The organism is Phyllobacterium calauticae (genome assembly GCF_019991125.1).
Taxonomy (GTDB): Bacteria; Pseudomonadota; Alphaproteobacteria; order Rhizobiales; family Rhizobiaceae; genus Phyllobacterium; species Phyllobacterium calauticae.
Genome location: NZ_JAGENB010000001.1, coordinates 174,663 through 201,436 on the forward strand (window position 1 = coordinate 174,663; position 26,774 = coordinate 201,436).

A 26,774-nucleotide genomic window follows, 5' to 3' on the forward strand; every position below is an offset into this window, starting at 1 on the left:
GAACGGCGGCATGGAGAGCCCAATGAAACGTGCAACCTGTTCGGTGTTGCTTCTCATTCTGTTCGTTGCCGGATGCCAGACCATCACCCCGGAGGAACGGCGCGCCATCGATGGCCGGACCTGTTCGTCCTACGGTTTCAAGCGGGGCACCGACGCCTTTGCCCGCTGCCTGCTCGACCTTGAACTGGACCGCCGTGCTACAAGCCGGGCTCAATTCGATGACATGCGATTCAATTCTCCGCCCCTGATTATCTATGGGGGCCGCCATTACCGCTGGTAAGTTATAAACAGGGGACAGCGCTGTCCCTTGACGGGTTTTGAAACTTCACGAAAAGGTCGTGAACTCTTTTGGCACCCGTCAAAACACAGACGAATCAAGAAGGATAATATTGATGCGAAGCCTGTTTTTTGCCGTAGCGGTGGCTGCGGGACTTTTTGCTGCTGAAAGCCAGGCGCAAGGTATGCCGAATGCCGCTGCCCCCAGTGTCAATGCTCCCGGTGCCAATGCGCAAGCCACACGCGTTCGCCCTGAACAGGATGCCATGTCCGCGCGCGTCCGGAAGAACCGGCCGGCCAAACGGACCTATGCGCGCGAAGAAAGCCGGCGGCAGCTGACCGCGGAATATAATCGCCGCGCCCGGGTTTTCGGCCGGGCCAGCGCCGACCGCTGGCTGGCGACCCAGCGCCCCTGACCTATCCCTGCCATTGCCTCCCGTACATCTGCCGGTGACCCGTCGGCGGATTTTTTGCTGTTGCGGGCCCGTCTTGACAAAGACCGTTGGTTCGCACGACTATTGCCGGGCTGCGTAGGGCGCATCGACGTGCGGTCGAAAGGGCAATGCCCGCCTGCGTCAAATGACAACAGATGCGCCAATGCCGAACCTCGAAAACCTCAGGAAGCAAGCCAAGCAGTATCTGCGCTGGCATCGTGAACGGTACCATCCCGTTGCCGCCGAAATCCGGGCCGCCCTGCCGCGGTTCCGGCATCTCGATGACAAGGACGTGCTGGATGCGCCGTTCAGGCTCAGCGATGCGCAGGAACTTGTGGCACGCCAGCGCGGTTTCGAGGGGTGGCAGGCGCTCCTATCAGGAGCCCCGACCATGAGCACCCCCATCCATCAACCCGCGCCGCGCGCCGTCCTCAGTTCCATTGCTGCCCAGCTTTTCGTCGCCGATATCCAGCGATCATGCGACTTCTACACCGGCAAACTCGGCTTTGCCGTTGATTTCCTCTATGGAGAGCCGCCCTTCTACGGACAACTCATCCGCGACCGGGCCAAGCTTGCCTTGCGGCTGGTCTGCGAGCCTGTCTTTGCCGGCGATATCCGCAGCCGGGAGCATCTGCTTTCCGCCGCCATCGCCGTCGACAGTGCGGCTGAGATCAAGCAGCTTTTCCTCGACTTCCAGGCGGCGGGTGTGTCCCTTCACCAGACGCTGAAGAAGGAGCCGTGGGGGGCGAGAAACTTCATCGTGCTCGATCCGGACGGCAATCTCATTCTGTTTGCCGGCCCGGCTGACTGAGCGGCCGGATTGCGCGCCCCGGACATCCTGGCAATTTTCACGGCTTGTTGTCTTGTCACTGCCGGATTCCTGTGGATGTAAGGAGCCATGTGATCAGGGAAAACAGCGGCGTGATCAAGTTTCCATGGAATGACCGGGCAGGAAAGCCGTCGGCCATCAAAATCGCAGCCCTCATTGCTGCCTTTGTCCCTCTGGTGTTCATCACCACGGGCTACAAGGTCAATATTCTCGGGCCGCGGCCGATCACGGAAGCCATTCACCAGACCGGTGACTGGGCGATCCGCTTCTTCCTGATCTCGCTTGCCATAACGCCGCTGCGCAACATCACCCGCTGGAACAGGCTTATCCTGATCCGGCGCATTCTCGGCCTCACCGCCCTCGCCTATGCCGCCCTGCACTTCTCGCTCTATATCGCCGACCAGAACGGCAATCTGCTGCGGGTGGCCAGCGAGATCTGGCTGCGCATCTATCTGCTGATCGGCTTCACCGCATTGCTTGGCCTGGTTGCGCTCGGCGTGACCTCCACCGATGGCATGATCCGGCGCATGGGCAGGAACTGGAACCGGCTGCACATGCTGGCCTATCCGCTGGCGGCGCTCGGCGTCCTGCACTTTTTCATGCAGTCCAAGGCGGATGTCACGCAGGCGACGCTGATGGCGGGTTTTCTCATCGCGCTGCTGCTCTACCGCTTTGCCCATGCGCGCGGCTTTGCCCTGTCTTCGCCGTGGACGCTGCTTGCCATTGCCGTGCTGGCGGCGCTGGGAACCGCCCTTGCCGAATATGCCTGGTTCGCGCTCGCCACCCGAATTCCGCCGATGCGGGTGCTGCTGGCCAACCTCTCCTTCGCCTATTCGATCCGCCCGATGTGGTGGATCCTGGCGGCGGCGCTGGTTCCGGCCCTGTGGGTTGGCATAAAGCCGGCGGTCAACCGGCAAGGCCGCAAACTCAATCCTGTTACACCGAAATAAGAGACAGGTTTTGCTTTTCACCGCCGGAAAAAATGCTATCGCTGTGGCCATGGAACCGCAGCTTACCCCCCTGATTGAATCGCTCCCCTCCACCGTGCCCTTCGTCGGACCGGAAACACTGGAACGCCAACGCAACCGGCCGTTTCGCGCCCGGCTTGGCGCCAATGAGAACGGGTTTGGACCGGCGCCATCGGTGATCGCAGCCATGCGCGACGCCGCGCCGGAGGTGTGGAAATATTGCGACCCGGAGAATTTCGACCTGAAGGCGGCGCTCGCCGCGCATCTCGCCGTCACGCCGCGCAATATCGTGGTCGGCGAAGGTGTCGACACCCTGCTGGGGCTGACCGTTCGCCAATATGTGCGCGAGGGAACACCGGTTGTCACCTCGCTCGGCGCCTATCCCACCTTCAACTTTCATGTGGCCGGGTTCGGCGGGCGGGTTGTCACTGTCCCCTACCGAAATGACCGGGAAGACCTCGATGCCCTGTTGGACGCTGTCGTCCGCGAAAAGGCGCCGCTGGTCTATTTCTCCAATCCCGACAATCCCATGGGGACATGGCACGAGGCAGCGGCGATCGAAGCCTTCATCGCCGCCCTGCCCGAAACCACTCTGCTGATCCTCGACGAAGCCTATGGCGAGACCGCCCCGGCCTCCGCCCTGCCGGCCATCGACGTCTCGCGGCCCAACGTGCTGCGCATGCGCACTTTTTCCAAGGCCTATGGCCTGGCCGGCATGCGGTGCGGCTATGCCATTGGCGCGGAAAGCCAGATCACCGCCTTCGACAAGATCCGCAACCATTTCGGTATGAACCGCATGGTGCAGATCGCTGCGCTGGCTGCCCTTGCCGACCAACCCTATCTCAATGCGGTGGTGGCGCGGATCATAGCCGGGCGCGACCGTATCGCAGCGATCGCCGCCAGGAACGGCCTTGCCGCCATCCCTTCCGCCACCAATTTCGTCACCATCGACTGCGGGCGCGACGGCACCTATGCCGCCAGCGTGCTGAGTGGTCTCATCGAGCGCGACATTTTCGCCCGCAAGCCCATGGCCCCCGTGCTTGACCGCTGCATTCGTGTCAGTGTCGGACTGGACGAGGAACTGGACCTGTTCGAGGAAAAGCTCGCCGAGACGCTGGCCGCATTGAAATAGATCTGGGAAATAGATCTGAAAAGCAGACCGGGAAAGCAGACCACAGCTGCACCGACATAGACTGGAACCGAACATGGCATTGAATGGCGACACCCACCTTCGTGATACCAACAGCGGCACCCCGCACCGGCACGACCTCAACCGGACATTCGCCGGCCTCGGCGGCCTGATCGGCGCCGCTGGTATCGCCGCCTATGCAGCCGCCGCGCACAGCGCCAGTCCGCATATGGCAACCATTGCGCCCATCCTGTTCATCCACGCCCCGGCTTTCCTCGCCCTCGCGGTGCTGGCGAAAATCAGCCGCGCGGCCTATGGCGGCGGCCTCGCGCTGCTGCTCGGCCTCCTCCTGTTCATCGGCGATCTCGCCTCCCGCGATATCACCGGTGACCGCCTGTTCCCCGGCGCCGCACCCGCCGGCGGTACACTGCTCATTCTCGGCTGGCTGCTCGTTGCCGCCACAGCCTTCCGCACATTCGATTTCAGGAAATAGCTGCCACGATACAAAGAGGCATCACGCCCTGCAGCCGGGACGATGAGATCAGCTTATTCCCTTCAGCTTGTTGTTGCACAGCTTGTAGTAACCACCGCCTTTCTCGATCCAGCGCATGCCCCCCAGCGTATTGTTGTCCTTGTTGATGTGATAGTGCTCCAGACAGGTGTGCATGCGCGCCTTGGCCGGTTTCTCCGCCGCAAATTTGCTGGAAACGGCGCCCGGAAACACGAGTGATTTCGGCACCCCGGCCGTCGGGGCGGCCTTTGGCGCAATCTCCGGTTTTGCCTCCGGTGACGCAGTTTCCGCCGCCGCAGACGCCGCTTTTGCGCATTCCTGCTTGCGGAATTCGTTCCAGCCCGTTGTGCTGCCTGCCGCTTGCGCAGCTTTGTACTTGGCACTGCACTCCTTCATTGAAACGGCCTGCGCCGGCACACCCCCTGCCAGCAGAACAATTGCAGCGGCCAGCGCAGGCAACAGATGTTTGAATTCTCGACCAACCATGCTTTTCAACTCTCAGTCTTATGAAAAACGCTATTCAATCAAAGGCATATTGAAGACTGGCAATAAACTGAATCTACCCGATTTTGCGCTGCGGCACCATCGGACGCCTCTTATCACTTCGTCTGAGAGCCTTCGTCTCCCAGTTGTGGAAACCAATATCGAGAGTTGAAATTCCCTCTTGAATGAATTGAACGTTCGTTTTATTAATATCCTATGGCGAGAACAATTGGCTCAGACGGCGAAAAGACCCAGGCAGCGATTCATGTCGCGGCAAGGCGGCTGATTGCCAAGGTCGGCTACGAGGCCATGTCGATGCGCCAGCTGGCGGAAAAGGTCGGTGTTCAGGCGGCGGCCCTCTACCGCTATCACCCGACCAAGCAGGAGCTGCTGTTCGCGGTGATGCGCGACCACATGGACCGGCTGCTGGCGGCCTGGCGGACCGAGAGCCAGACCCTGACCACGCCGCTCGAACGGCTTGCCGCCTTCATCCGCTTTCACATCCGCTATCACGTGGAGCGCCGGGACGATGTGCACATTGCCAATATGGAACTGCGCAGCCTGCAGGGTGACAAGCTGGCCATTCTGGTGGAATTGCGGGCGGTCTACGAGAACGAGCTGCGGCTGATCCTCGAGGCGGGCAGCGCATCCGGTCAATTCGATATCGACGACATTCCGCTGACGACCCGGGCCATCATTGCGATGACCACCGGCGTGAATGTCTGGTTTCGCCCGGACGACAGGCTTACTGTCACGCAGATTGCGGAAAAATACGTCACTATGGGATTGCGCCTTGTGGGCGCCAAGAATGTCACGACAAAGGACATGGGAGAGTAGCATGTATCAGTCAGGTCTGCGATTTGGACTTTCAGATGATCTCGAAGCGCTGCGCGAGACGGTGCACCGGTTCGCGCAGGAACGCATCGCACCGCTTGCCGCCGAAACGGACCGGTCCAACCAGTTCCCCATGCATCTCTGGCAGGAAATGGGCGCGCTCGGCCTGCTCGGCATGACGGCAAACCCGGATTTCGGCGGCTCGGGCCTCGGCTATCTCGCCCATGCCATTGCCGTGGAAGAGATTTCCCGGGCATCGGCGTCCGTCGGCCTGTCCTACGGCGCGCACTCCAACCTCTGCGTCAACCAGATCAACCGCTGGGGTACGGACGCGCAGAAGGCGAAATATCTGCCAAAGCTGTGTTCGGGCGAGCATGTGGGCTCACTCGCCATGTCCGAGCCGGGCGCGGGCTCCGACGTCGTGTCGATGAAGCTGCGCGCCGACAAGAAGAATGACCGCTATGTGCTGAACGGCAACAAGATGTGGATCACCAATGGTCCCGATGCCGATACGCTGGTGGTCTACGCCAAGACCGATCCCGCCGCCGGGTCGCGCGGCATGACGGCGTTTCTCGTTGAGAAAGGCGTCAAGGGGTTCAGCACGGCGCAAAAGCTCGACAAGCTCGGCATGCGCGGCTCCAACACCTGCGAACTGGTGTTCGAAGATTGCGAGATCCCGTTCGAGAACGTGCTCGGCGAAGAGGGCAAGGGCGTGCGCATCCTCATGTCCGGCCTCGACTATGAACGGGTCGTGCTTGCCGGCGGTCCGCTCGGCATCATGGCCGCCTGCCTCGACGTGGTGGTGCCCTATGTGCATGAGCGCAAGCAGTTCGGCCAGCCGATCGGCGAATTCCAGCTGATGCAGGGCAAGCTTGCCGATATGTACACGACGATGAACGCCTCGCGTGCCTATGTCTACGCGGTGGCTGCCGCCTGCGACCGCGGCGAGACCACGCGCAAGGATGCCGCCGGCTGCATTCTCTATGCGGCGGAAAAGGCCACATGGTGCGCTCTGGAGGCCATCCAGGCGCTGGGCGGCAACGGCTACATCAATGATTACCCGACGGGACGCCTGTTGCGCGACGCCAAGCTCTATGAAATCGGCGCAGGCACCAGCGAAATCCGCCGCATGCTGATCGGGCGCGAAATGTTCGGGGAGAGCGCCTGAATGGCATGAATTCTATTTTATGTCATTCTTTGGTAGAATTGCCATGTTTTATGAATGATGGCAGGTTTCTTCCATTGTTCTCAAAGAGGTCTTCAACAATGGCACGCAAGAAGAATGAAGGTTTCCGTGAGGAATCGCAAGCGTTTGACCACGATACCGACGCCACGTCGGCACCGTTTTCCTGGGCTGTGACTGCTACGATAGGTGATGGCGGCCGCTTGGTTATCCCGGCCGAGATGCGCAAGCTCATGAACGTGAAGCCGGGCGACACCGTCGCCCTGCGCATGGTCGACGGTTATCTTCAGGTTGCCTCCCAGAGCGCGACGCTGAAAAAGATCTGGGAGAGCGCCGAAAAGCTCAAAAGGCCGGGCGTCAGTCTGGTGGACGAATTCATTGCGGACAGACTGGCCGAACAACGCGCTTCCGATGCGCGGTTTGACAGGCTGGCGCGCGAAGCTGCGGAAATCGCCAAGGCACACAAGAAATGACCACGGTGGTCCTTGATGCCTCGGCGGTGCTGGCGGTTCTTCTGCAGGAGCCGGGGGCAGACCGTGCGCAGGCCTGCCTTTCCGGCGCGCTCTGCACGACCGTCAACCTGGCCGAGATCATGGCCGCCTGCGCCGACAAGGGCCTTTCCCTTGCCGTTCCCGATGCACTGATGACCGGACACAGCGTCCGGTATGTTGATTTCGACAAGGATCTCGCACTGACCGCCGCCTTGCTGCGCCCCGCAACCCGTCACAAGGGTCTTTCTCTCGGCGACCGCGCCTGCCTTGCTCTTGCCATACGGGAAGGCGCCACTGCCATTACCACCGACCGCGCCTGGGCCGACCTTGATGTCGGCTGCCACATCGAAGTGATCCGATAGGAGAATACATGAGCATACTTCAGTCCCAGATCACCACCACATCCGAAACCTTTGCCGCCAATACGGAGCGCATGCGCGCCCTTGTCGATGACATCAAGGCCAAGGCTGCGCTGGTGAGCAAGGGCGGGACCGACGAAGCACGCAAGCGCCACACCGCGCGCAACAAGCTGCTGCCGCGCGACCGGCTGGTACAGTTGCTTGATCCCGGTTCGCCCTTTCTGGAAATCGGCCAGTTTGCCGCCTGGGACATGTATGGCGACAATATCGCATCGGCGGGGCTGATCGCCGGTATCGGGCGCGTGTCCGGCAAGGAGGTGATGATTGTCGTCAACGACGCCACGGTCAAGGGCGGCACCTATTATCCGCTGACCGTGAAGAAGCATCTGCGCGCGCAGGAAATCGCGATGCAGAACAACCTCCCCTGCATCTATCTCGTTGATTCCGGTGGTGCGAACCTGCCGAACCAGGACGAGGTTTTTCCGGATCGCGAGCACTTCGGCCGCATCTTCTACAATCAGGCGAACATGTCAGCGGCGGGTATTCCGCAGATCGCGGTGGTCATGGGCTCCTGTACGGCGGGCGGTGCCTATGTGCCGGCCATGTCGGAAGAAACCATCATGGTCAAAGGCCAGGCGACCATCTTTCTCGCAGGCCCGCCACTGGTGAAGGCCGCGACCGGCGAGGACGTGACGGCGGAAGACCTTGGCGGCGCCGAGGTGCACACGCGCGAGTCCGGCGTTGCCGATCACTATGCCATGGACGATGCCCATGCCCTTGCCATCGCCCGGCGCATCGTCGGAAACCTGAATCGAAAGAAGGTGATAGGGCTCGACCTTCGCAAAGTGAGTCCGCCCCTTTACGATCCGCATGAACTCTACGGCATCGTGCCCACGGACCTGCGCCAGCCCTACGACGTGCGCGAAGTCATCGCCCGCGTGGTCGACGGTTCCGAATTCGACGAGTTCAAGCAGAATTACGGCACCAGCCTCATCACCGGCTTTGCCCATCTCTACGGCATGCCGGTCGGCATCATCGCCAACAATGGCGTGCTGTTTTCCGAAAGCGCGCTGAAGGGCACGCACTTCATCGAGCTGTGCACCCAGCGCGGCATTCCCCTGGTCTTCCTGCAGAACATCACCGGCTTCATGGTGGGCCGTTCCTATGAAGCGGGCGGCATCGCCAAGGATGGCGCCAAGCTGGTGACGGCGGTTGCCACGGCGCGCGTACCCAAGGTGACGATGATCATCGGCGGATCGTTCGGCGCGGGCAATTACGGCATGTGCGGCCGCGCCTTCTCGCCGCGCTTCCTGTGGATGTGGCCCAATGCCCGCATTTCCGTCATGGGCGGCGAACAGGCGGCAACGGTGCTGGCGCTGGTCAAGCGCGAGGGGATCGAACGCAAGGGCGGTGACTGGCCCGCGGCCGACGAGGCAGCCTTCCGCGCGCCGATCCTGGAAAAATACGAGCGCGAGGGCCACCCGCTCTATTCCTCGGCGCGCCTGTGGGACGACGGCATCATCGACCCGGCCAAAACCCGCGAGGTTCTCGCCCTTTCACTTTCCGCAGCCCTGAATGCACCCGTGGAGGATACCACATTCGGTATCTTCAGGATGTAAGGAGAAAAACCATGACAAAAATGTTCTCCAGAATCCTCATTGCCAATCGCGGTGAAATTGCCTGCCGGGTCATCCGCACGGCGCAGAAGATGGGTATCGGTACCGTTGCCGTCTATTCCGACGCCGATGCCGATGCGCTGCATGTGGCAATGGCCGACGAGGCCGTGCATATCGGCGGCTCCTCCGTATCGGAAAGCTATCTGCGCGCCGACCGCATCATTCAGGCGGCCATCGATACGGGCGCCGAAGCCATTCATCCCGGCTACGGCTTCCTGTCGGAAAACCCCGGCTTTGTCGATGCCGTGGTCAAGGCCGGACTGGTGTTCATCGGCCCCTCGGCCGATTCCATCCGCGCCATGGGCCTGAAGGACGCCGCCAAGCGGCTGATGGAAAAGGCGGGCGTGCCTGTCGTTCCCGGCTATCACGGTGAAGCACAGGAACTGGTCGTGCTCGCCTCCAAGGCGCGCGAGATCGGCTATCCCGTGCTGATCAAGGCACGCGCCGGCGGTGGCGGCAAGGGCATGCGCAAGGTCGACAGCCCCGATGATTTCGCCGAAGCGCTGGGCAGCGCCCGGCGCGAAGCCAAGAGCGCTTTCGGCGATGACCGGGTGCTGGTGGAAAAATACGTCTCCAAGCCGCGCCATATCGAGGTGCAGGTGTTCGGCGACAATCACGGCAATGCCGTGCATCTCTATGAACGCGACTGTTCGCTGCAGCGCCGCCACCAGAAGGTGATCGAGGAAGCCCCTGCTCCCGACATCACGCCGGAGATGCGCGCGGCGATGACCGACGCCGCCGTGAAGGCGGCCAAGGCCATCCATTATTCCGGCGCGGGCACGATCGAATTCATCGTCGATGCCAGCCAGGGCCTGCGGCCGGACGGCTTCTGGTTCATGGAAATGAACACGCGCCTGCAGGTCGAGCATCCCGTGACCGAAATGATCACCGGGCTTGACCTGGTGGAATGGCAGCTGCGCGTGGCGGCGGGCGAACCCCTGCCGCTGACGCAGGCGCAAATCCCGCTGAATGGCCATGCCGTGGAAGCGCGGCTTTATGCGGAAGACCCGGCCAAGGGCTTTCTGCCAGCCATCGGCACGTTGCATCACCTCGCCTTTCCCGCTGCCGTCAGGGAAGGCACGGTGCGGATTGAGACCGGCGTGCGCCCGGGCGACACCATTTCCCCCTATTACGACCCGATGATTGCCAAGATCGTCGTTCACGCCAAAGATCGCGCGACCGCGCTGCAAGCCATGGAAGACGCCCTTCTGAACACGGAGATTGCCGGAACGGTCACCAATGCGGCATTTCTCGCCGCATTGGCGCGGCATCCGGGTTTTGCCGCCGGTGATGTCGATACCGGCCTGATCGACCGGGATCTTCACAGTCTGGTTGTTCCCGTGGCCATGCCGGCGGGCGCAAAGGAGCTGGCCGTGCTCTATGCCAGCGGCCTTCTGACAAAGGTCACCTCCGACGATCCCTGGACGGCACTGCGCGGCTACAGCCATCTGGCGCCGCCGCAATACCCGGTTACGCTGGGCGAGCCCGGCCATACGCTCCGCCATGGCATTACGGTTCTGGATGACGATCGCTTCGAGGTCGCTGTAGCCGACGCCACCCTTGACCTGCGGGTGCGGCGCGATGGCAGCGGCTGGCACATCACCGGCAAGGGCATCAACCTGCGGGCGAAGACCGCGGCAATACCGCAAGGCATCGCGGTCATCGCCAGGGGCGTGGTGGCAATTTTTGCCGTGCCGGATCCCCTGCAGCAGGCCGACGAGGCCGGAGGTGCGGGTGACCGGTTGACCGCGCCGATGCCGGGTCTGGTGAAATCCGTCCGGGTCTCTGCCGGCGATCTCGTCAGGAAGGGGCAGGTTCTCCTGGTGCTGGAGGCCATGAAGATGGAACATTCCATCACCGCTCCGCATGACGGAAAAATTGCCGAGATCGTCAACGAAGGGGCTCAAGTCAAGGAGAAGACGGCCCTTGTGCGCTTCGAAGAGGCGGAAGTCGCCGCGTTGACCAAGATTTGAAGCAGAAATGACAAACAGTCGTGCTAGTCGTATATCTGTGACGAGTGGAACGAATTTGACATTCGCATCCCATTTGACATGACGCGCGGCATGCGAATGTATCGAAGGGATGCAAATGCCAGAATCGGACCACTAGCACCACTTGCCTACTCAAGTCGTAAGAATTTCCCATTCACAGCAGAGGAGATCGACCCATGGCTACCAAATCATTGCAGACGATCAAACGCGCGCCCACCGCAACGCCCACCGATCTCGGCGCGGACGCGACCCGCGACATCGCAGCCGCCGTCAACGCGCTGCTCGCCGATACCTTCGCGCTCTACATGAAAACGAAAAACTTCCATTGGCATATGAGCGGGCCGCATTTTCGCGATTATCACCTGATGCTGGATGAACAGGGCGCCCAGATTTTTGACATGACCGACGTTCTGGCGGAGCGCGTGCGCAAGATCGGCGGCACAACATTGCGCTCCATCGGGCAGATTTCCGCCCAGCAGCGCCTGCTCGACAACGACGCCAATTTCGTGACGCCTGAGGACATGCTGGCCGAACTGCGCGACGACACGAAGAGCTTTATCAGCTATCTGCGGCAGGTGCATGAGCTTTGCAGCGAATACCATGACAGTGCCACCACGAGCATCATCGAGAATTACATCGATGAATCCGAGCGCCGCCACTGGTTCCTGTTCGAAGCAACCCGCACCGGTCCTGCCAGCGTCTGATGTGCTGAAAACGGTTTTATCGACAGAACGGCATGAACAGCGCCTCTATCGGCAACAGGGGTTCATGCCGTTCAATCCTTTTAATCGTTCGCCTTGGTCATTTTCGCGCGTTTGTCGCGGTTTTGCGTATCGGCAATCAGGGCTTCCACGGCGGAAATGTTCAACGCCAGTGTGGCTATCCTTTTCAAGGTATTATTGTCAGGAAAAGCATTGGTCTTTGCAGTCAAAATTATCAACTCTTTTTGAGCATGGCTCAACCTTGATAATAATGCCCCAAGCTCGTCCTGCATAACTTCCCCATCTTCTTTAAGAATCAAAAATTCCATAAACTGTTTACTTAGCTGATATCCCGGTGTTCGCAACCCCTAAGAGTTGCGAAAGTCTCACTAAAAAACCACATTAAATCGAATTAACTATCATAATTCTAATGATAGGTTTAATCATAGCCCATCACAGAAATTCATAACAAAAAGACAAAACAACATAAAAAATGAGCATTGTTACAAAATCAATTCTAATATGATAAAGATATATCTGAATTAAAACTTTATACTACACATCGTTTAGAAGAAAATATTTGCATTACTGTGACAATTCAAAGCATCTTCCTCCAGATTCTCCCGAATGTGCAGCCGCCCCCTGAAATCAGGCCGGTAACTCAGACCTGCCGGGTTGCCGCGACGCTCCCATGACAACAATGCCCCCTCACCGCGATACAGTCTAACGGCCAGGTTGCAATCACAGCAATAATCTCGTCCTGATTGCGTCAATAATGTGGAATTGCCGAAGAAGAGTGTTCAGCGTCGAACCGGCAGCCGTATCAATGGCACGGCTGGTTCGAGTGCCGCAGGAGTACCTGCAGCCGCTTCAGGCGATAACAGCAGGCGATCCCGGCTACGTCCTGGCGCGTGAGACCGGCATCGCGCAGCAAATGTTCACCCGGCTTGCGCGACAGTACCGCGAGTTGGCGAGCCTCGCGATCAGCGATCCGCAAACCCTTCCAAAGATTTGAAAACAAGCAGAAAACAGACATGGAGCTGGTCTCGAATGGCGAATAGTCACCATGCTTGACGCAAGCATTGACATACATCAAACGAATAGAAATTATGCCTGTCATTCGAAATTTTAATTGCAGGAAACACCATGAACCCGCCGCTCGACAGCGATCTGCTCCGCACGTTCCTGGCCGTGGCAACGGCCGGCAATGTCACCCGCGCGGCGGAAAGGATCGGGCGCACGCAATCGGCCGTGAGCGTCCAGATCAAGCGGCTTGAGGAGGTTCTGGGAGAAAGCGTTTTTGCCCGCGGCTCGCGCGGCGTTGCGCTGACCGCGCAGGGCGAAGCACTGCTCGTCAACGCGCAGCGCATCGTCGCGCTGCTGGATGAAACCATGGCGACGATCCGGGCCAAGCCGCTTGGCGGCCCCGTGCGGATCGGCCTTCCCGAAGAATATGGCTACACGATCCTGCCGCGCGCCCTCGCCGCCTTTGCCAGCCAGCATCCGCAGGTGGAGGTAACGGTCAAATGCGGATATTCGGCGCAGCAGCTGGCCGCACTAGATGCGGACGAGCTTGATCTTGCCGTCATATTCAACTGGGAGCCGCCGGCAACCGGCGAGGTTCTGTTTGTCGACCCGACCGTCTGGGTCACCTCGGAGGTGCATTGCGTGCATGAAATAACGCCCGTTCCCATCGCGATCTACGAGCGCTCGGATTGGTGCAGGAAATTCGCCATGGGATCGCTGGAACGCAACAGGATCGATTATCGCGTGGCCTATAGCTGCGATACGGGCGGAGGCTTGAAAATAGCAGCGGTTTCTGGCCTTGCCATCGCCCCGCTCGCGCGCAGCAATATTCCGCCGGGCTGCCGTGAACTGACGGAAGCAGAGGGATTTCCGGTCATTGATTCATCAAATGTCGTGCTGCGGCGCAATCCGCGGATGATGAGCCCCGCGATTGACGGGATGGCCAAGGTGATCCGCGATGCGTTCCAGCCGATGGGCTGAGCCATTGTTGTCTCGTGCCGCTGTGGCTTGAGCGCTCATGCGTGGTTCGACAAGCTCACCATGAGGAAGAGTGAGGATTGCAGGCGCTCTATCCTGCAATGTTTCCGATTGGCTTTGCAGACCACTCATCTCCCTCATGGTGAGCTTGTCGAACCACGCACCAAGCATCTGCAGTTCAGTGCGTGGTCATCCATTCGCGGGCTTCGCGCATAGCCGTCGCCAGATCGGCCTTGGACATGGTTTTCACCAGTTCGGCGCGCAGTTCCGCAGCCCGGTCGCTGCCTTTGATTGCCGCAATGTTGAACCATTTATGCGCGGCGACATGATCAACGGCACAGTCACGGCCCGTGGCATACATGATGCCCATTTCAAAGAGGATGTCCGTTTCTGCGGTGCCGCCGACATGTCCGGCATCGATATTCTGAAGATCAAAGCGTGCCATTTTACCGAGTCCCTGTTTAAACCGATAAGCCCTGTTAGACTTCTGAGAACCGCCTGATTTGTTTGTTTTGGCGTGCTCTTTCGATGTTTTCGAGAATGCCACACAGCCCTCAAATTGCTGTTAAGGGGCATGATTAACTGGAGCCAAACAAAACAAAAACAACTGGTAAACTTCGGAATTCATTAAATATATCGCCCCAGCAATTGCAGGCATTTGGATCAAATTCGCTTAAAATGCCGCTGTCCGATTTCAAGCCTTTGCTAACCAAGGCACAGCTTCTTTTTGCCGGGCTTAGAGCCATTCGCACAGGAATCTCCTCGCCGTTCCGCAACGCCTGCCTGCAAAAAACCCCGGCTGCGAGCGCGCATGAGGCTTCCTTTCAGGGTTTTTTTGAATTACGTTTACGTAAGGGACATGCAAATGGACGCGGAGAGATCCCATTTGCCGCACAACCCTTATTGGGAGGAACATATGAATCGCAAACTCTTATTGGCATGCGCCGGCGTTGTATTGATGGCAGGTCCGGCACTGGCCGAGGAACCGATCGTCGGCACGTGGAAGCGGCCGACCGGCACGCTCATCCAGTACTCGTCCTGCGGCGCCGACAAGTATTGCGGCACGGTCTTGACCGGCGAGTACAAGGGCAAATCCATCGGCGAGATGTCCGGCAAGGGCGGGTCCTACAAGGGACAGGTCAACAAGCTCGACGAGGGCAAAACCTATAATGGCAAGGCCAGCGTCAGCGGCAACACCCTGTCCCTGTCCGGTTGCGTGCTGGGCGGGCTCATCTGCAAGAGCGAAAGCCTGACACGCCAGTAATTTTCAGACGGCATGCCAAACCCCGTGAAAGCTTAGAGCTCTCGCGGGGTTTTTGTTTGCTTGCATCAGATATGGCCGGCCCGGCCGGGTTGCGCCGTCTTGCGATGCGCTTACCGCTGCCCGTACCGTGCACCGAAACCCCAAGGCGTGCACCGCTTGCCTTCTCCAGGTCTTTGAACACGGCTTCGATATCCCGCTCCTTCGCTGCGCCCGCCGGTCTGATCGACAGCGACAGGGCCGGAACAACCGGCATGGACCCAACACGTGCAGCGCGGCGTGTAATATGACCTGACATGTCTCATCTGCGTCTCCGGCATCGTGAATCGCAAGGCGGTCCTTGCCGGAGCGGAAACTGATGCCGGATGTGGCGCTTTCCAAGGAAAATGTGTGACGCAAAAAAGTAAGCCCCGGCAATGTTGACGTTGGCAAAATCCGAGTGTATTAAACCAAAAGGTTATTTAACCTATGAGTTAGATATAATCGGTTCGGAATGGGAAGGAAGAAGAACCATGACCGCAGCGCTGGCCCGCAGGGACAATGATCGCGAACTGACAATCGTCCGGATCGTCGATGCGCCGGTGGCGCTCGTTTTCAAGGTCTGGTCACAGCCGGAGCATGTCGTGCGCTGGTGGGGCCCGAAGAATTTCACCTGCCCGAACTGCCAGATCGATTTCAGGGAGGGCGGTGCCTATCGCTCGTCCATCCGCTCTCCCGACGGCGAGGACGCCTGGATGGTCGGCCGCTACACCCAGATCGTCGAGCCGGAGCGGATCGTCTTCACCTTTGCCTGGGAGGATAGCGATGGCCTGCGCGGGCCGCAGACATTGGTAACCGTCACAATGAGCGCGCAGGGACAGCGCACGCGGCTCGTCTTCCATCAGGCACCGTTCGATTCCGCCGACGACCGGGATTCGCATGAGAATGGCTGGACCGAATGCATGGAACGGCTGGAGGCCTATGTCGAGCCGCTGGGCCGCCTTCACTGAGGAGCGCATGCCCCCGCTTATGGACTGATTATCGCTTGAGCCAATATCAAGGAGGAAACGATGAACACCCATGCACACCCTGACGACCGCAAGGTTGTTTCCCGCGCCGAGTGGGACAAGGCCAGAAAGGCCTTTCTGCTGAAGGAAAAGGCCTTCACCAAACAGCGCGATGCCCTGAACCGCGAGCGCCGTGCACTTCCGATGGTGCAGATCGACATGGATTATGTATTCGAGGGGCCGAAGGGCAAGCTCGGCCTGTCCGATTTGTTCGAGGGGCGCCGCCAGCTGATCGTCTATCATTTCATGCTGGGACCGGGCGAAGGCGAAGGCTGCCCCGGCTGCTCCTTCCTTGCCGACAGTATCGGCAATCTTGCGCATCTGCACGCGCGCGACACCACGCTGGTGGCCGTCTCGCGCGCGCCCCTCGCCGAAATCGAAGCTTACAGAAGACGCATGGGCTGGACCTTCCCGTGGGTGTCGTCCCATGACAGCGATTTCAACTATGATTTCCACGTGACACTGGACGAGACGGTCGCGCCGCCCATCTACAATTACACCACGGCCGAGGAATATGAGCGCAAGGGCATGCCCTGGTTCATGCGGGGCGAACAGCCGGGAACCAGTGTCTTCCTGCGCGACGGCGATACGGTTTACCACACCTATTCAAGCTATGGACGCGGCGGCGACCTGCAGCTTGGCACCTACAACTATCTCGACCTGACGCCGCTCGGCCGGCAGGAGGGCTGGGATGGCACGCCCGATCTTGGCGGTCTCGGCAAGAACTGGGTCAAGCGCCATGACGAATATGCCGGCACGGCCAAATCCGCCGACGATAGCTGCTGTCACTGATTTCGATCACCCCAGCGGAGATATCCGATGAAAAAAACCTATCATGGCAGCTGTCATTGCCAGACCGTGCGTTTCGAATGCACGATCGATCTCGATGCCGGCACGAGCAAATGCAATTGCTCGTTCTGTGCCAAGCTGCGGTTCTGGAAAGCCTTTACCGGCGGTGATGCCGTACAGATCCTCGCAGGCGCCGGCAATCTCACGCAATACCAGTTCGGCAGCAAGACCATCACGCATTCCTTCTGCAGGACCTGCGGCGTCAAGCCGTTCGGACAGGGCAATCTGGAGGTGATGGGCGGGCCCTTCTATGCCGTCAACCTGTCCGTTCTCGATGACCTTTCGCTGGAAGAACTGCTGGCAGCCCCTGTGCAACATCAGGACGGCTTGCACGACAACTGGGGAGAGGTGCCGACGGAGACGCGGCACCTCTAGGGGATGATCCTGCCCCTGACAATGGCTCGCCTGTCAGCGCGCCCGTTGGCCGAACAGGATTTTCTGCGCTTCCTTGTCGTCGGCGAGATTGCGGCGCGCTTCCTTGCCCAGATCCCTGCCCCGCTGAACGGCAGGGCGGGCGCTTATGGCTTCAAACCAGCGCTTGAGATTGGGAAAATCATTGAGATCCTGCCCCTGATTGGCGTGGGAGACAACCCAGCCGAACGACGCCATATCGGCGATGGAATAGGCATCGGCAAGATAGTCCCGGCCTTCCAGACGCCGGTTCATCACACCATACAGACGGTTGACCTCGTTGGTGTAGCGGTTGATGCCGTATTCAATCTTTTCCGGTGCATATTGCCGGAAATGATGCGCCTGCCCGGCCATGGGCCCGAGGCCGCCCACCTGCCAGAACAGCCACTCCTCCACGGCGACGCGCTTGCGCTCGTCCTGCGGATAGAACTTGCCGAACTTGCGTCCGAGATATTGCAGGATGGCGCCGGATTCGAACACGGAGATCGGTTCGCCGCCTGGCCCTTCCGGATCTATGATCGCAGGCATGCGATTGTTGGGCGCGATCTTGAGGAATGACGGTTCGAATTGTTCGCCCTTGCCGATATTGACCAGCTTGAGATCGTAGGGAACCCCAAGCTCTTCCAGCATGATGGAAATTTTCCAGCCGTTGGGTGTCGGCCAGTAATAGAGTTCAATCGGCTTGGTCTGCGTCGTCATATCGATCTCCTGGGAGCTTAATCTATCCGGTCAAACATAAGTGCCCGATGCCCGATCGCAATAGCCGGTGGCCGATTTCCGGCCGGCTTTGGCAGGCGGCCTGAACCGAATTGAAATTTCAGGCTTTTTGCCATCTCCCAACTGACATCCGATTTCACTATATTAAGAGCATGAACAATCGAATCGGAATAAAGAAACCCGTCGCCATCAGCATGCCGCCCCATGTTGAACCCGAAGAATTCACCGACGCGAAAGCCGCCGTGCAGGCGCTGATCGCCCTTTACGAGCGGAACACGCAGTTTCTGCGCGATGGCTTCGACAAGGTCGCCAAGGGCGAAGTGGAAAACAACACGCATTTTCGCGCCTTCTATCCGGAAGTGCGCCTGTCCACGTCAAGCTATGCGCAGATCGACTCCCGCCTTGCCTTCGGCCATGTGTCGGCACCCGGCCAGTATTCGGCCAACATCACCCGGCCCGATCTTTTCGAGAGCTACCTGGAAGAACAGATCAGACTGCTGATCCGCAATCATGGCGGCCCGGTTACGGTGCAGGAATCCACGACACCGATCCCCATCCACTTTGCCTTCCTTGAAGGCACCTATGTGGAATCCTCGGTTGCCGATGCTTTCCAGCGCCCGCTGCGCGATCTCTTCGATGTTCCCGATCTCAACGCCACGGATGACCGGATCGTCAATGGCGAATATGAGACCGACGATATTGACGGGATCATGCCGCTGTCGCCGTTTACGGCGCAGCGCGTGGATTATTCCCTGCATCGCCTGTCGCACTATACCGCGACCCGCCCGGTGCATTTCCAGAACTATGTCCTCTTTACCAACTATCAGTTCTACATCGATGAGTTCTGCGCCCTGGCGCGGCGGCTGATGGCCGAGGGTGGCGGCGGCTACGAGCGGTTCATCGAACCGGGCAACCTGATCACCGAAGCCGGTGACGACGCGCCGACTTCGGGCGTGCCGATTGGACGGCTGCCGCAGATGCCTGCCTATCATCTGGCGAAGAAAGACAATGCCGGCATCACCATGGTCAATATCGGCGTCGGCCCCTCCAACGCCAAGACCATCACGGACCACATCGCGGTTCTGCGCCCGCACGCGTGGCTGATGCTCGGCCACTGCGCCGGTCTGCGCAACACGCAGGCGCTCGGCGACTATGTGCTGGCCCATGCCTATGTGCGCGAGGATCACGTGCTCGATGACGACCTGCCGGTCTGGGTGCCGATCCCGGCGCTGGCTGAAGTGCAGGTGGCGCTCGAACAGGCGGTCGCCGAAGTCACGGGACTTGAAGGCTATGACCTGAAGCGCATCATGCGCACGGGCACGGTTGCAACCATCGACAACCGCAACTGGGAACTGCGCGACCAGCGCGGACCGGTGAAGCGCCTGTCGCAATCACGTGCCATTGCACTCGACATGGAGTCGGCGACCATTGCCGCCAACGGCTTCCGCTTCCGCGTACCCTATGGAACGCTGCTGTGCGTCTCCGACAAGCCGCTGCATGGCGAATTGAAGCTGCCGGGCATGGCAACGGAGTTCTACAAGCGTCAAGTCGCCCAGCATCTGCAGATCGGTATCCGTGCGCTGGAGAAACTGGCGGAAATGCCGCCGGAAAAACTGCACTCGCGCAAGTTGCGCAGCTTCTTCGAGATGGCCTTCCAGTAGAGTTAAGGGCTTTATATCGGTAAACCGGCACCCAAAATCAGCAAATCGTGCTTGGAAACAAGGGCGAAATGCCGTATTCTTCTGGAGTGGAGATGGGCTTTCGCCCACCTCCTTTTTCTAGATAGTGAATTGAACCCGGAGGATCAGTGACCAGCTGCTCCGGGTTTTTTTCACTTCCAGTGTGATGCTCAGTGGCAGATACCACATCGCCTCACCTCCAGTTTTGAGAGCAAGGCCATTGCTATGGTCGGGCGGCCCATCCTCCCGATGTACCGGCTGGCTCGGTGCGTGCTGCTTCACTCTCAAACGCCTGAGTGATGGACACCTTTGCAAATCCCGCGAAAACAGCAACGCATGCAGAGTTGAATGTTGAAGACGGTGTGCATTTGGAGGTTGCGGCGATGGCTCGTTGCTGAATGAGCGGAGAACGCGATCTGACATTCCGCATCTTGATTGCGTCGCAATTGACCGTTTAATGCGTGACCATGACAACAACGACAAAATCATCCTGGGTGAAGCTCGCGGCCGTGCTTGTACCGGTCCTGCTGTCAGTACCGCTGGTGCTCGGATTTTTCGGTTCCGTGCATCCGGTTTTCGATGCATTCGCGCACTTCCGCATGCACCTCGCCGCGCTCATGATCCTCACGGCACTGCCAGCCCTTTTCATGGGGTTGTGGCGGGAAAGCCTGATGACCATCATTCTGGCGGTCATGGCCCTGTCGACCGTACTGGCCCCTGCTCCCGCGCCCGCATCAGCCGGGACGCCGCAAGCCGCCACGCCATCCGGCCAGCCGCAATACACGCTGCTGCAGTTGAACCTTCGCTTTGACAATGCCGACCAGACGGAGGTTATCCGTCTGATTGCGCAGCAGAGCCCCGACGTCATCACACTGCAGGAGGTTTCGGACAGCTGGCGGGCGAAGCTCGCGGCGATCGAAGCGCGGTATCCCTACAATCTCTACTGCCCCAGCAGCAAACGCATCGGTGGCGTGGCCATCCTCTCCCGCCGCCCCTTTGCGCTGGGCACGACGCCGCAATGCATCGGCAACGCCCTTGCCGGCCTCGCCCGGATTGATTTCGGCGGCCGCACCGCACTGGTTGCCGCCCTGCACCTGGACTGGCCCTGGCCGTTTGCGCAACCCGATAATGTTGAGGAAATGCGTGCCTATTTCGAACGGCTGCAGGGGCCGATGATTGTCGCCGGTGACTTCAATGCGGCACCATGGAGCCAAACCGTTCGCCAGATCGCGGCGGCAAGCAAAACCATGCCGGTGGATGGATTGCGCCCGAGCTGGCTGATCAACGGCACGCTGGCGAAAGCGGCCAGATGGATCGGCCTGCCGCTTGATCATATTCTCGTATCAAGCCGCATCTCAGGCGTAGGCGTCGAAACGCTCGCGCCTGTCGGCTCGGATCACCTGCCACTGCTCCTGCGGTTTGCAATCGATGCGGCGGCCGATGACGGTCCGGATCTGCAGACCGTGATGCTGACGCAGTGATTATTCGAATACCGGCCTCAGGAAACTGCGCTCGTAGCTGACGATGCTGCGATTGTGTTTTTCCATTTCAAACACCGCCTGGCATTCTGGGTCTTTTGCCATGCGCTGCCGGTATGTTTCATAGTCAGCAAGGCTGGGAAAGCTGAACATCGCATAGGCGATGTTGCTTGCCCCTTCGCTCGGCAGGAAATAGCCGTGATGGTTTCCGCCCAGGCGAGTGACGAGCGCGATCCAGCGGCGGCCATAGTCCTCGAATTCGGCAAGCTTGTAGGGATCGATGACATATTTGAGATAGCAGGTGATCACGGGTAAACTCCGGTACAGGTCGGTTGATCGACAAAAACGAGAGCTTTCACTCGGGTCTCAATCGGAAAAAAGCCCGGATCAACCGGGCTTTTCATCACATGCTGGTATAGACCGGCCCCTCGCCGCCCTGCGGCGGCACCCAGTTGATGTTCTGGTTCGGGTCCTTGATATCGCAGGTCTTGCAGTGAACGCAGTTCTGGGCGTTGATCACGAATTTCGGTCCGGTGCTTTCCTCGACCCATTCATAAACGCCCGCCGGGCAATAACGCGTCGATGGCCCCGCAAAGACATCGTGTTCCGACGATTTCTGCAGCGCTGCATCCTTGACGATGAGGTGGACCGGTTCGTTTTCCTCGTGGTTGGTATTGGACAGGAACACCGAGGACAGGCGGTCGAAGGTCAAGACGCCATCGGGCTTGGGATAGGCGATCGGCTTGTGCTTGGCCGCCGGTTCCAGCGACGCCGCGTCGGACTTGCCATGCTTCCACGTGCCGAAGGGCGACCAGCCGCCGAAAATCGTGTTCAGCCACATGTCGATGCCGCCAAGAACCACGCCGCCGACGGTGCCGAGTCTCGACCACATCGGCTTGACGTTGCGCACCCGCTTCAGGTCCTTGCCGATCTCGCTGGTGCGCCAGGCGTTTTCGTAGGAGATGAGTTCGTCATTGGCCCGTCCCGCAGCCAGTGCCGCCGCCGCATGTTCCGCCGCCAGCATGCCCGAAAGCATGGCATTGTGCGATCCCTTGATGCGCGGCACGTTGACGAAACCGGCGGAGCAACCGATCAGCACGCCGCCGGGGAAGGACAGTTTCGGCACCGACTGCCAGCCGCCTTCGGTAATGGCGCGCGCACCATAGCCAAGGCGCTTGCCGCCCTCGAACGTGCCGCGAATGGCGGGATGTGTCTTGAAGCGCTGGAATTCCTCGAACGGCGACAGATAGGGGTTCTTGTAGTTGAGGTGCATGACGAAGCCGACGGCCACCGTATTGTCCTCGAGGTGATAGAGGAACGAACCGCCACCCGTCTTCAGGTCGAGCGGCCAGCCGAAGGAATGCTGCACCAGGCCCAGCTTGTGCTTGGCCGGATCGATCTGCCAGAGCTCTTTCAGGCCGATACCGAACTTGGCCGGTTCCTTGCCTTCATCGAGCTTGAACTTGCTGATGAGCTGCTTGGCGAGCGAACCGCGCGCGCCTTCGGCAATCAGCGTGTATTTGCCGAGCAGCGCCATGCCGCGCGTATAGGCCGGACCATGTGAACCGTCCTTTTCGATGCCCATGTCGCCGGTGGCCACACCGATGACCGCGCCGCTATCGTCATAGAGAACTTCGGAACCGGCAAATCCGGGATAAATCTCGACGCCCAGTTCTTCCGCCTTGGTGCCGAGCCAGCGGCAGACATTGCCCAGCGAAACAATGAAATTGCCGTGATTGTTCATCAGCGGCGGCATGGCGAAATTCGGCAGGCGGACGGAGCCTGCCGGCCCCAGAACCAGAAAATGATCCGCTGTCACGGGTGTCTTGAAGGGGTGTCCCTCCTCGTCCCGCCAGCCGGGCAAGAGCTTGTCGACGCCGATGGGATCGACGACCGCGCCGGAAAGAATATGGGCACCGACCTCGCCGCCCTTTTCCAGCACGACGACCGACAGTTCGGGATTGATCTGCTTGAGCCTGATCGCCGCTGACAGGCCCGATGGGCCACCGCCGACAATCACGACATCAAACTCCATGCTCTCCCGCTCTGGAAGTTCGTTTGTCTCGCTCATGAAGTCCTCCTGAATGCTATGCCCCGCAAACACTTCGCCTGTGTTTTTCCCATTTGTAACGCAACAATAGCCGTATGACAGAGGCTAGCATCCATTCAAGATGCGGCCAATTGCCCTCATCCTACGACCATTTCCACAATTTATAATTTACCTTAACGTAAACGTCAATATTTTAGCCCTGTGTGCAGCGGAATTTCCAAGGCCCGGGAACAGGATAACGGCTGTCACATCAAGGGCATTTGCCGGTGTTTCTCAGGCGAGATTGCAGGGCCATTGTGCGTGGTTCGCCCTTCGACAAGCTCAGGATGCTCACCATGAGGAAGAGTGAGAGCTGCAGGGAGCCACATTCTGCAACATCGCAGATGAGCCCTGCAATCAAACCACCTTCCTCATGGTGAGCGTGTCGAACCGCGCACCGCGCCATCCGCAGGCCGGTCAACCCAGTTGCGCCTTTGCGCATTTCGTTCATACTCGCCTCCATTGACATGTCTCGCATAAAAAACTGCTGGTGGATCGGGGATAACCAACAAGCGGGGACGGGATGAGATCACTCTGGATGATCCGGACAATGGGCAGTGTTCTGGCTGTCACCATGATTTTTACCCATTCTGCGGCGCAGGAGCAGAAAAAATGGACCGTTGGGCCCTATAGTTTTTCCGATGAAATGGGCGGGTTCAGCATCCGTTCGGTCAGTGGCACCGGTACAACCGAAGATCCGATCGTCATCACCGAAGAGCTGAATGATATCGTTCCGGTCACGCTCGTCATTCGCAACGCCAGCGTGGGGAAGCCAGGATTCGTGCCACAGGGTTTCGGCCTGCTGTTCCATCTGCAGATCCGGGCCATCAATGGCAGCGGCCGCCCGTGGCAGGAGTTTTTCTTCGAATTGCAGTCATTGCTCGGGGAGCCGAGCGACTATAGCGACGGGCTGTCCTTCTGCCAGCCCTGTGATGTGACCGGCATGATTCATTCCAATCTGTTTGCCGCCTACGACGATGATTTCGAGCCCTATGACCGCATGCTGTTTCATGATGGCAAGGTAGATCCAAAGGCAAATGTGAGCATGGATTTCCCCATCGGTGATTTTACGCCCAAGCGCATCTTTTATCTGGTGCAGGAGCCGCGCATTCCCTCCACCTGACCTTGCAATCACGCGCGCAATTTGCGACTTGAAGGGGAGACCCGCTCCAATCCGGGTTCAAGGATCAGCCATTGCCCGACCTGCGTGAACTCTTGCACTTTTATGCCGAAGCCGGTGCCGACACACCGCTCGAAGACGCGCCGGTCGATCGCCTTGCCGCAGTGGAGCCCGCACGCAAGCCTGTTCAGCCGCCCGCAGCAACGCGCCAAGCAGTACCGCAGGCCGAGCGGCCACGCCCGGAGCCGCAACCGGTGGCAGCGCCGGCCTTGAACAAGACCTCCGTCCCCGACGACACCAAGATTGCGTTGGCACGGCAGCTCGCCTCGAGCGCCACCACGCTTGAACAGTTGCGTGAGCAGCTGGCATCCTTCGATGGCTGCAATCTGAAATTCACTGCCAAGAACCTGGTCTTTGCCGACGGCAATCCGCACGCCCCCATCATGTTCGTCGGCGAGGCACCGGGACGCGAAGAGGATCTGGAAGGCGTGCCGTTCATCGGCCGTTCGGGGCAGTTACTCGACCGGATGCTCAGCGCCATCGGCCTTGACCGCACCGGCGTCTACATCGCCAACACCATTCCCTGGCGCCCGCCGGGCAACCGCACGCCGACGCCGCTGGAAACCGAGATCTGCCGCCCCTTCTTCGAACGGCAGATCGAACTTGCCGCCCCCAAACTGCTGGTTGCCCTCGGCGGCCCCGCCGCCAAGGCGTTGACGCATGCGCCGGAAGGCATTTTGCGGCTGCGCGGCAACTGGAAAACCCACCGCACGGCTGCGGGGATCGACATCCCGGTCATGCCGACGCTGCATCCGGCCTATCTCCTGCGCAATTCAGCCCAGAAGCGCTTTGCCTGGCGTGATTTCATTGCCGCCAAAATACAGTTGCGCGCCCTCACGCAATAATTCATATGCCATGGCGCAAAACTGGAATGACAGTGTCGTAATTTCCGGCTCTGAAGCCCGGTGAAACCTGTACTTTCCGGTGCAGAAACGCAGGGTCCCCATATGTTTCGCCAGCTCTTGCCGATTGCGGCACTGTTGACCAGCACCTTCCTGATGCTGACCGCCGGCGGTTTGGCAGGCATTCTGCTGCCGTTGCGCGCAGGAATAGAAGGCTGGTCGCCGACCACGGTCGGCTGGCTTGGCACGGGCTATGCCCTCGCCTTCACCGGCGGGTGCATTGTCGTTCCGCGTCTGGTGCGCCGCGTCGGCCATGTCCGCGTCTTTGCCGTTCTCCTGACCCTGCTCAGCATGTCGATGCTTCTACATGGGCTCATCATCGACCCGTGGGCCTGGACCCTGTTCCGGGCGCTTGCCGGCTTCTCGCTGGCCGGCAGCTACATGGTGATTGAAAGCTGGCTGAACGAGCGCGTGACCAACGCCACACGCGGCATGGTGTTTTCAATCTACATGATCGTGTCGATGATCGGCCTGCTGGTCGGGCAATACATCCTGCCGTTCGGCAACCCGGCGACACAGGCGCTGTTCATGATCGGTGCGCTGATCTATGCCGCAGCCCTCGTGCCAACCGGGCTTTCCAATGCCCAGTCGCCGCGCCCGCTGACCGAGGTTTCGCTCGACCTGTCCGGCCTCTACCGCAAATCGCCGGCGGCGATGATCGGCTCGCTGATTGCCGGTATCATAGCGGGGGCATGGAATTTCCTGTCAGCGATCTATGGCCGCGAAATCGGTCTTTCCACCTTCGACATCGCCACGATGATTGCCAGCGCCATGATCGGCGGCGCCATTTTCCAGTATCCCATCGGGCGCATCTCCGACTTTGTCGACCGGCGCTATGTGATGGTGGTGGCCGGTATTGTCGGTGTCCTGTTGTCCGTGACCATGATCATCGTGCAGCCTGTTACCCCCTGGGTCATCTATTCCCTGATGTTCGCCTTCGGCACGGTGCTGTTTCCGATCTATTCGCTCAACGTCGCCCATGCCAATGATTTTGCCGAGCCGAGCGAATTCGTCAAAGTCTCGAGCGGGCTGCTGATCGTCTACGGCATCGGCAGCATGATCGGCCCGCAGATTGCCGGGCGGCTGATGGATGTCACCGGCCCCGCCGGTTTCTTCATGACCATGGCGGGCTGCTACGCAGCCTACGGTTCCTACGCCTTCTGGCGCAGTCTGCGCCGGGCCCGGCAGGTGCCGTCGGAACGGCCGGACTTCGTCTACCGCGCGCCGGACAGGCCGCAGACGCCGGAAACGCTGCAGCTCAACCCGGCCATCAGCGCGGCCAAGGACGACTAG

31 protein-coding genes are annotated in these 26,774 nt (G+C 59.7%); 24 read left to right on the plus strand and 7 right to left on the minus strand.

The window, feature by feature from the left end:
* Positions 1 to 22 precede the first annotated feature (22 nt).
* The 6 genes from J1W56_RS01060 (at position 23) to J1W56_RS01085 (ending at position 4,129) form a co-directional block, all read left to right on the plus strand.
* Positions 23 to 280 (plus strand): hypothetical protein, encoded by a 258-nt coding sequence (locus J1W56_RS01060; protein WP_223611335.1) that lies wholly within the window; start codon positions 23 to 25, stop codon positions 278 to 280.
* Positions 281 to 392: 112 nt separating this feature from the next.
* On the plus strand, positions 393 to 692 hold the full coding sequence (locus tag J1W56_RS01065) for a hypothetical protein (protein WP_223611336.1): 300 nt from the start codon (positions 393 to 395) through the stop codon (positions 690 to 692).
* A 181-nt stretch (positions 693 to 873) separates the two neighbouring features.
* Positions 874 to 1,521: a VOC family protein gene (locus tag J1W56_RS01070; RefSeq protein ID WP_223611337.1), complete on the plus strand. Its 648-nt coding sequence runs from the start codon at positions 874 to 876 to the stop codon at positions 1,519 to 1,521.
* A 110-nt stretch (positions 1,522 to 1,631) separates the two neighbouring features.
* Positions 1,632 to 2,489, plus strand: coding sequence for a protein-methionine-sulfoxide reductase heme-binding subunit MsrQ (locus J1W56_RS01075; protein WP_223611338.1), 858 nt, complete (start codon positions 1,632 to 1,634; stop codon positions 2,487 to 2,489).
* Positions 2,490 to 2,538: 49 nt separating this feature from the next.
* Positions 2,539 to 3,639, plus strand: a complete 1,101-nt coding sequence (locus J1W56_RS01080) for a pyridoxal phosphate-dependent aminotransferase (protein WP_223611339.1) — start codon at positions 2,539 to 2,541, stop codon at positions 3,637 to 3,639.
* Between the two features lie 73 nt (positions 3,640 to 3,712).
* On the plus strand, positions 3,713 to 4,129 hold the full coding sequence (locus J1W56_RS01085) for a DUF423 domain-containing protein (protein WP_223611340.1): 417 nt from the start codon (positions 3,713 to 3,715) through the stop codon (positions 4,127 to 4,129).
* A gap of 48 nt (positions 4,130 to 4,177) precedes the next feature.
* On the opposite strand, the gene J1W56_RS01090 is transcribed toward J1W56_RS01085, so the two are convergent.
* The gene (locus J1W56_RS01090; RefSeq protein ID WP_223611341.1) at positions 4,178 to 4,633 is read right to left on the minus strand and encodes a hypothetical protein; all 456 of its coding nucleotides are present in this window, start codon (positions 4,631 to 4,633) and stop codon (positions 4,178 to 4,180) included.
* Between the two features lie 213 nt (positions 4,634 to 4,846).
* Here J1W56_RS01090 and J1W56_RS01095 point away from each other — a divergent pair, with 213 nt between their 5' ends.
* The 7 genes from J1W56_RS01095 to J1W56_RS01125 all read left to right on the plus strand — a co-directional run bounded on the left by J1W56_RS01095 (position 4,847) and on the right by J1W56_RS01125 (position 11,868).
* The gene (locus tag J1W56_RS01095) at positions 4,847 to 5,467 is read left to right on the plus strand and encodes a TetR/AcrR family transcriptional regulator (RefSeq protein WP_223611342.1); all 621 of its coding nucleotides are present in this window, start codon (positions 4,847 to 4,849) and stop codon (positions 5,465 to 5,467) included.
* Position 5,468: 1 nt separating this feature from the next.
* On the plus strand, positions 5,469 to 6,632 hold the full coding sequence (locus J1W56_RS01100) for an isovaleryl-CoA dehydrogenase (protein ID WP_105735995.1): 1,164 nt from the start codon (positions 5,469 to 5,471) through the stop codon (positions 6,630 to 6,632).
* Between the two features lie 98 nt (positions 6,633 to 6,730).
* Complete coding sequence (locus J1W56_RS01105) at positions 6,731 to 7,120, plus strand: AbrB/MazE/SpoVT family DNA-binding domain-containing protein (protein ID WP_223611343.1); 390 nt, start codon at positions 6,731 to 6,733, stop codon at positions 7,118 to 7,120.
* Positions 7,117 to 7,500, plus strand: a complete 384-nt coding sequence (locus tag J1W56_RS01110; protein WP_223611344.1) for a type II toxin-antitoxin system VapC family toxin — start codon at positions 7,117 to 7,119, stop codon at positions 7,498 to 7,500. Before J1W56_RS01105 ends, J1W56_RS01110 begins: the two co-directional genes overlap by 4 nt.
* Positions 7,501 to 7,508: 8 nt before the next feature.
* On the plus strand, positions 7,509 to 9,116 hold the full coding sequence (locus J1W56_RS01115) for a carboxyl transferase domain-containing protein (RefSeq protein WP_223611345.1): 1,608 nt from the start codon (positions 7,509 to 7,511) through the stop codon (positions 9,114 to 9,116).
* A 20-nt stretch (positions 9,117 to 9,136) separates the two neighbouring features.
* Complete coding sequence (locus tag J1W56_RS01120) at positions 9,137 to 11,146, plus strand: acetyl-CoA carboxylase biotin carboxylase subunit (RefSeq protein ID WP_223612366.1); 2,010 nt, start codon at positions 9,137 to 9,139, stop codon at positions 11,144 to 11,146.
* 194 nt (positions 11,147 to 11,340) lie between these two features.
* On the plus strand, positions 11,341 to 11,868 hold the full coding sequence (locus J1W56_RS01125; protein ID WP_223611346.1) for a Dps family protein: 528 nt from the start codon (positions 11,341 to 11,343) through the stop codon (positions 11,866 to 11,868).
* Between the two features lie 80 nt (positions 11,869 to 11,948).
* Here the strand turns inward: J1W56_RS01125 and J1W56_RS01130 are convergent, their stop codons facing one another.
* Complete coding sequence (locus J1W56_RS01130) at positions 11,949 to 12,194, minus strand: hypothetical protein (RefSeq protein ID WP_223611347.1); 246 nt, start codon at positions 12,192 to 12,194, stop codon at positions 11,949 to 11,951.
* Between the two features lie 497 nt (positions 12,195 to 12,691).
* On the opposite strand from J1W56_RS01130, the gene J1W56_RS01135 reads away from it, so the two are divergent.
* On the plus strand, positions 12,692 to 12,880 hold the full coding sequence (locus tag J1W56_RS01135) for a hypothetical protein (RefSeq protein WP_223611348.1): 189 nt from the start codon (positions 12,692 to 12,694) through the stop codon (positions 12,878 to 12,880).
* Between the two features lie 131 nt (positions 12,881 to 13,011).
* On the plus strand, positions 13,012 to 13,872 hold the full coding sequence (locus tag J1W56_RS01140; RefSeq protein ID WP_223611349.1) for a LysR family transcriptional regulator: 861 nt from the start codon (positions 13,012 to 13,014) through the stop codon (positions 13,870 to 13,872).
* 175 nt (positions 13,873 to 14,047) lie between these two features.
* Here J1W56_RS01140 and J1W56_RS01145 read toward each other — a convergent pair whose 3' ends face one another.
* Entirely contained in the window at positions 14,048 to 14,314 is a 267-nt protein-coding gene (locus J1W56_RS01145; protein WP_223611350.1) for an SEL1-like repeat protein, read from the minus strand.
* 471 nt (positions 14,315 to 14,785) lie between these two features.
* Here J1W56_RS01145 and J1W56_RS01150 point away from each other — a divergent pair, with 471 nt between their 5' ends.
* The 4 genes from J1W56_RS01150 to J1W56_RS01165 all read left to right on the plus strand — a co-directional run bounded on the left by J1W56_RS01150 (position 14,786) and on the right by J1W56_RS01165 (position 17,400).
* Positions 14,786 to 15,133: a DUF2147 domain-containing protein gene (locus tag J1W56_RS01150; RefSeq protein WP_223611351.1), complete on the plus strand. Its 348-nt coding sequence runs from the start codon at positions 14,786 to 14,788 to the stop codon at positions 15,131 to 15,133.
* Between the two features lie 509 nt (positions 15,134 to 15,642).
* Positions 15,643 to 16,119, plus strand: a complete 477-nt coding sequence (locus J1W56_RS01155) for an SRPBCC family protein (RefSeq protein ID WP_223611352.1) — start codon at positions 15,643 to 15,645, stop codon at positions 16,117 to 16,119.
* Between the two features lie 60 nt (positions 16,120 to 16,179).
* Complete coding sequence (locus J1W56_RS01160; protein ID WP_223611353.1) at positions 16,180 to 16,968, plus strand: DUF899 domain-containing protein; 789 nt, start codon at positions 16,180 to 16,182, stop codon at positions 16,966 to 16,968.
* Positions 16,969 to 16,995: 27 nt separating this feature from the next.
* Positions 16,996 to 17,400, plus strand: coding sequence for a GFA family protein (locus J1W56_RS01165; RefSeq protein ID WP_223611354.1), 405 nt, complete (start codon positions 16,996 to 16,998; stop codon positions 17,398 to 17,400).
* A gap of 33 nt (positions 17,401 to 17,433) precedes the next feature.
* On the opposite strand, the gene J1W56_RS01170 is transcribed toward J1W56_RS01165, so the two are convergent.
* Positions 17,434 to 18,135: a glutathione S-transferase N-terminal domain-containing protein gene (locus J1W56_RS01170; RefSeq protein ID WP_223611355.1), complete on the minus strand. Its 702-nt coding sequence runs from the start codon at positions 18,133 to 18,135 to the stop codon at positions 17,434 to 17,436.
* 170 nt (positions 18,136 to 18,305) lie between these two features.
* Here J1W56_RS01170 and J1W56_RS01175 point away from each other — a divergent pair, with 170 nt between their 5' ends.
* Positions 18,306 to 19,814, plus strand: a complete 1,509-nt coding sequence (locus tag J1W56_RS01175) for an AMP nucleosidase (RefSeq protein WP_223611356.1) — start codon at positions 18,306 to 18,308, stop codon at positions 19,812 to 19,814.
* Between the two features lie 485 nt (positions 19,815 to 20,299).
* Entirely contained in the window at positions 20,300 to 21,313 is a 1,014-nt protein-coding gene (locus J1W56_RS01180) for an endonuclease/exonuclease/phosphatase family protein (protein ID WP_223611357.1), read from the plus strand.
* Here J1W56_RS01180 and J1W56_RS01185 read toward each other — a convergent pair whose 3' ends face one another.
* The 3 genes from J1W56_RS01185 to J1W56_RS01195 form a co-directional block, all read right to left on the minus strand.
* Positions 21,314 to 21,619, minus strand: coding sequence for an NIPSNAP family protein (locus tag J1W56_RS01185; RefSeq protein ID WP_223611358.1), 306 nt, complete (start codon positions 21,617 to 21,619; stop codon positions 21,314 to 21,316).
* 94 nt (positions 21,620 to 21,713) lie between these two features.
* Positions 21,714 to 23,381 carry an electron transfer flavoprotein-ubiquinone oxidoreductase gene (locus tag J1W56_RS01190; protein ID WP_223611359.1) on the minus strand — a complete coding sequence of 556 codons (1,668 nt, stop codon included), beginning with the start codon at positions 23,379 to 23,381 and terminating at the stop codon, positions 21,714 to 21,716.
* A gap of 229 nt (positions 23,382 to 23,610) precedes the next feature.
* The gene (locus J1W56_RS01195; protein ID WP_223611360.1) at positions 23,611 to 23,850 is read right to left on the minus strand and encodes a hypothetical protein; all 240 of its coding nucleotides are present in this window, start codon (positions 23,848 to 23,850) and stop codon (positions 23,611 to 23,613) included.
* A gap of 72 nt (positions 23,851 to 23,922) precedes the next feature.
* Here J1W56_RS01195 and J1W56_RS01200 point away from each other — a divergent pair, with 72 nt between their 5' ends.
* From J1W56_RS01200 to J1W56_RS01210, 3 genes are all read left to right on the plus strand, one after another.
* Complete coding sequence (locus J1W56_RS01200) at positions 23,923 to 24,522, plus strand: hypothetical protein (protein ID WP_223611361.1); 600 nt, start codon at positions 23,923 to 23,925, stop codon at positions 24,520 to 24,522.
* Positions 24,523 to 24,593: 71 nt separating this feature from the next.
* On the plus strand, positions 24,594 to 25,424 hold the full coding sequence (locus J1W56_RS01205; protein ID WP_223611362.1) for a uracil-DNA glycosylase: 831 nt from the start codon (positions 24,594 to 24,596) through the stop codon (positions 25,422 to 25,424).
* Between the two features lie 102 nt (positions 25,425 to 25,526).
* Positions 25,527 to 26,774 (plus strand): MFS transporter, encoded by a 1,248-nt coding sequence (locus tag J1W56_RS01210; protein WP_223611363.1) that lies wholly within the window; start codon positions 25,527 to 25,529, stop codon positions 26,772 to 26,774.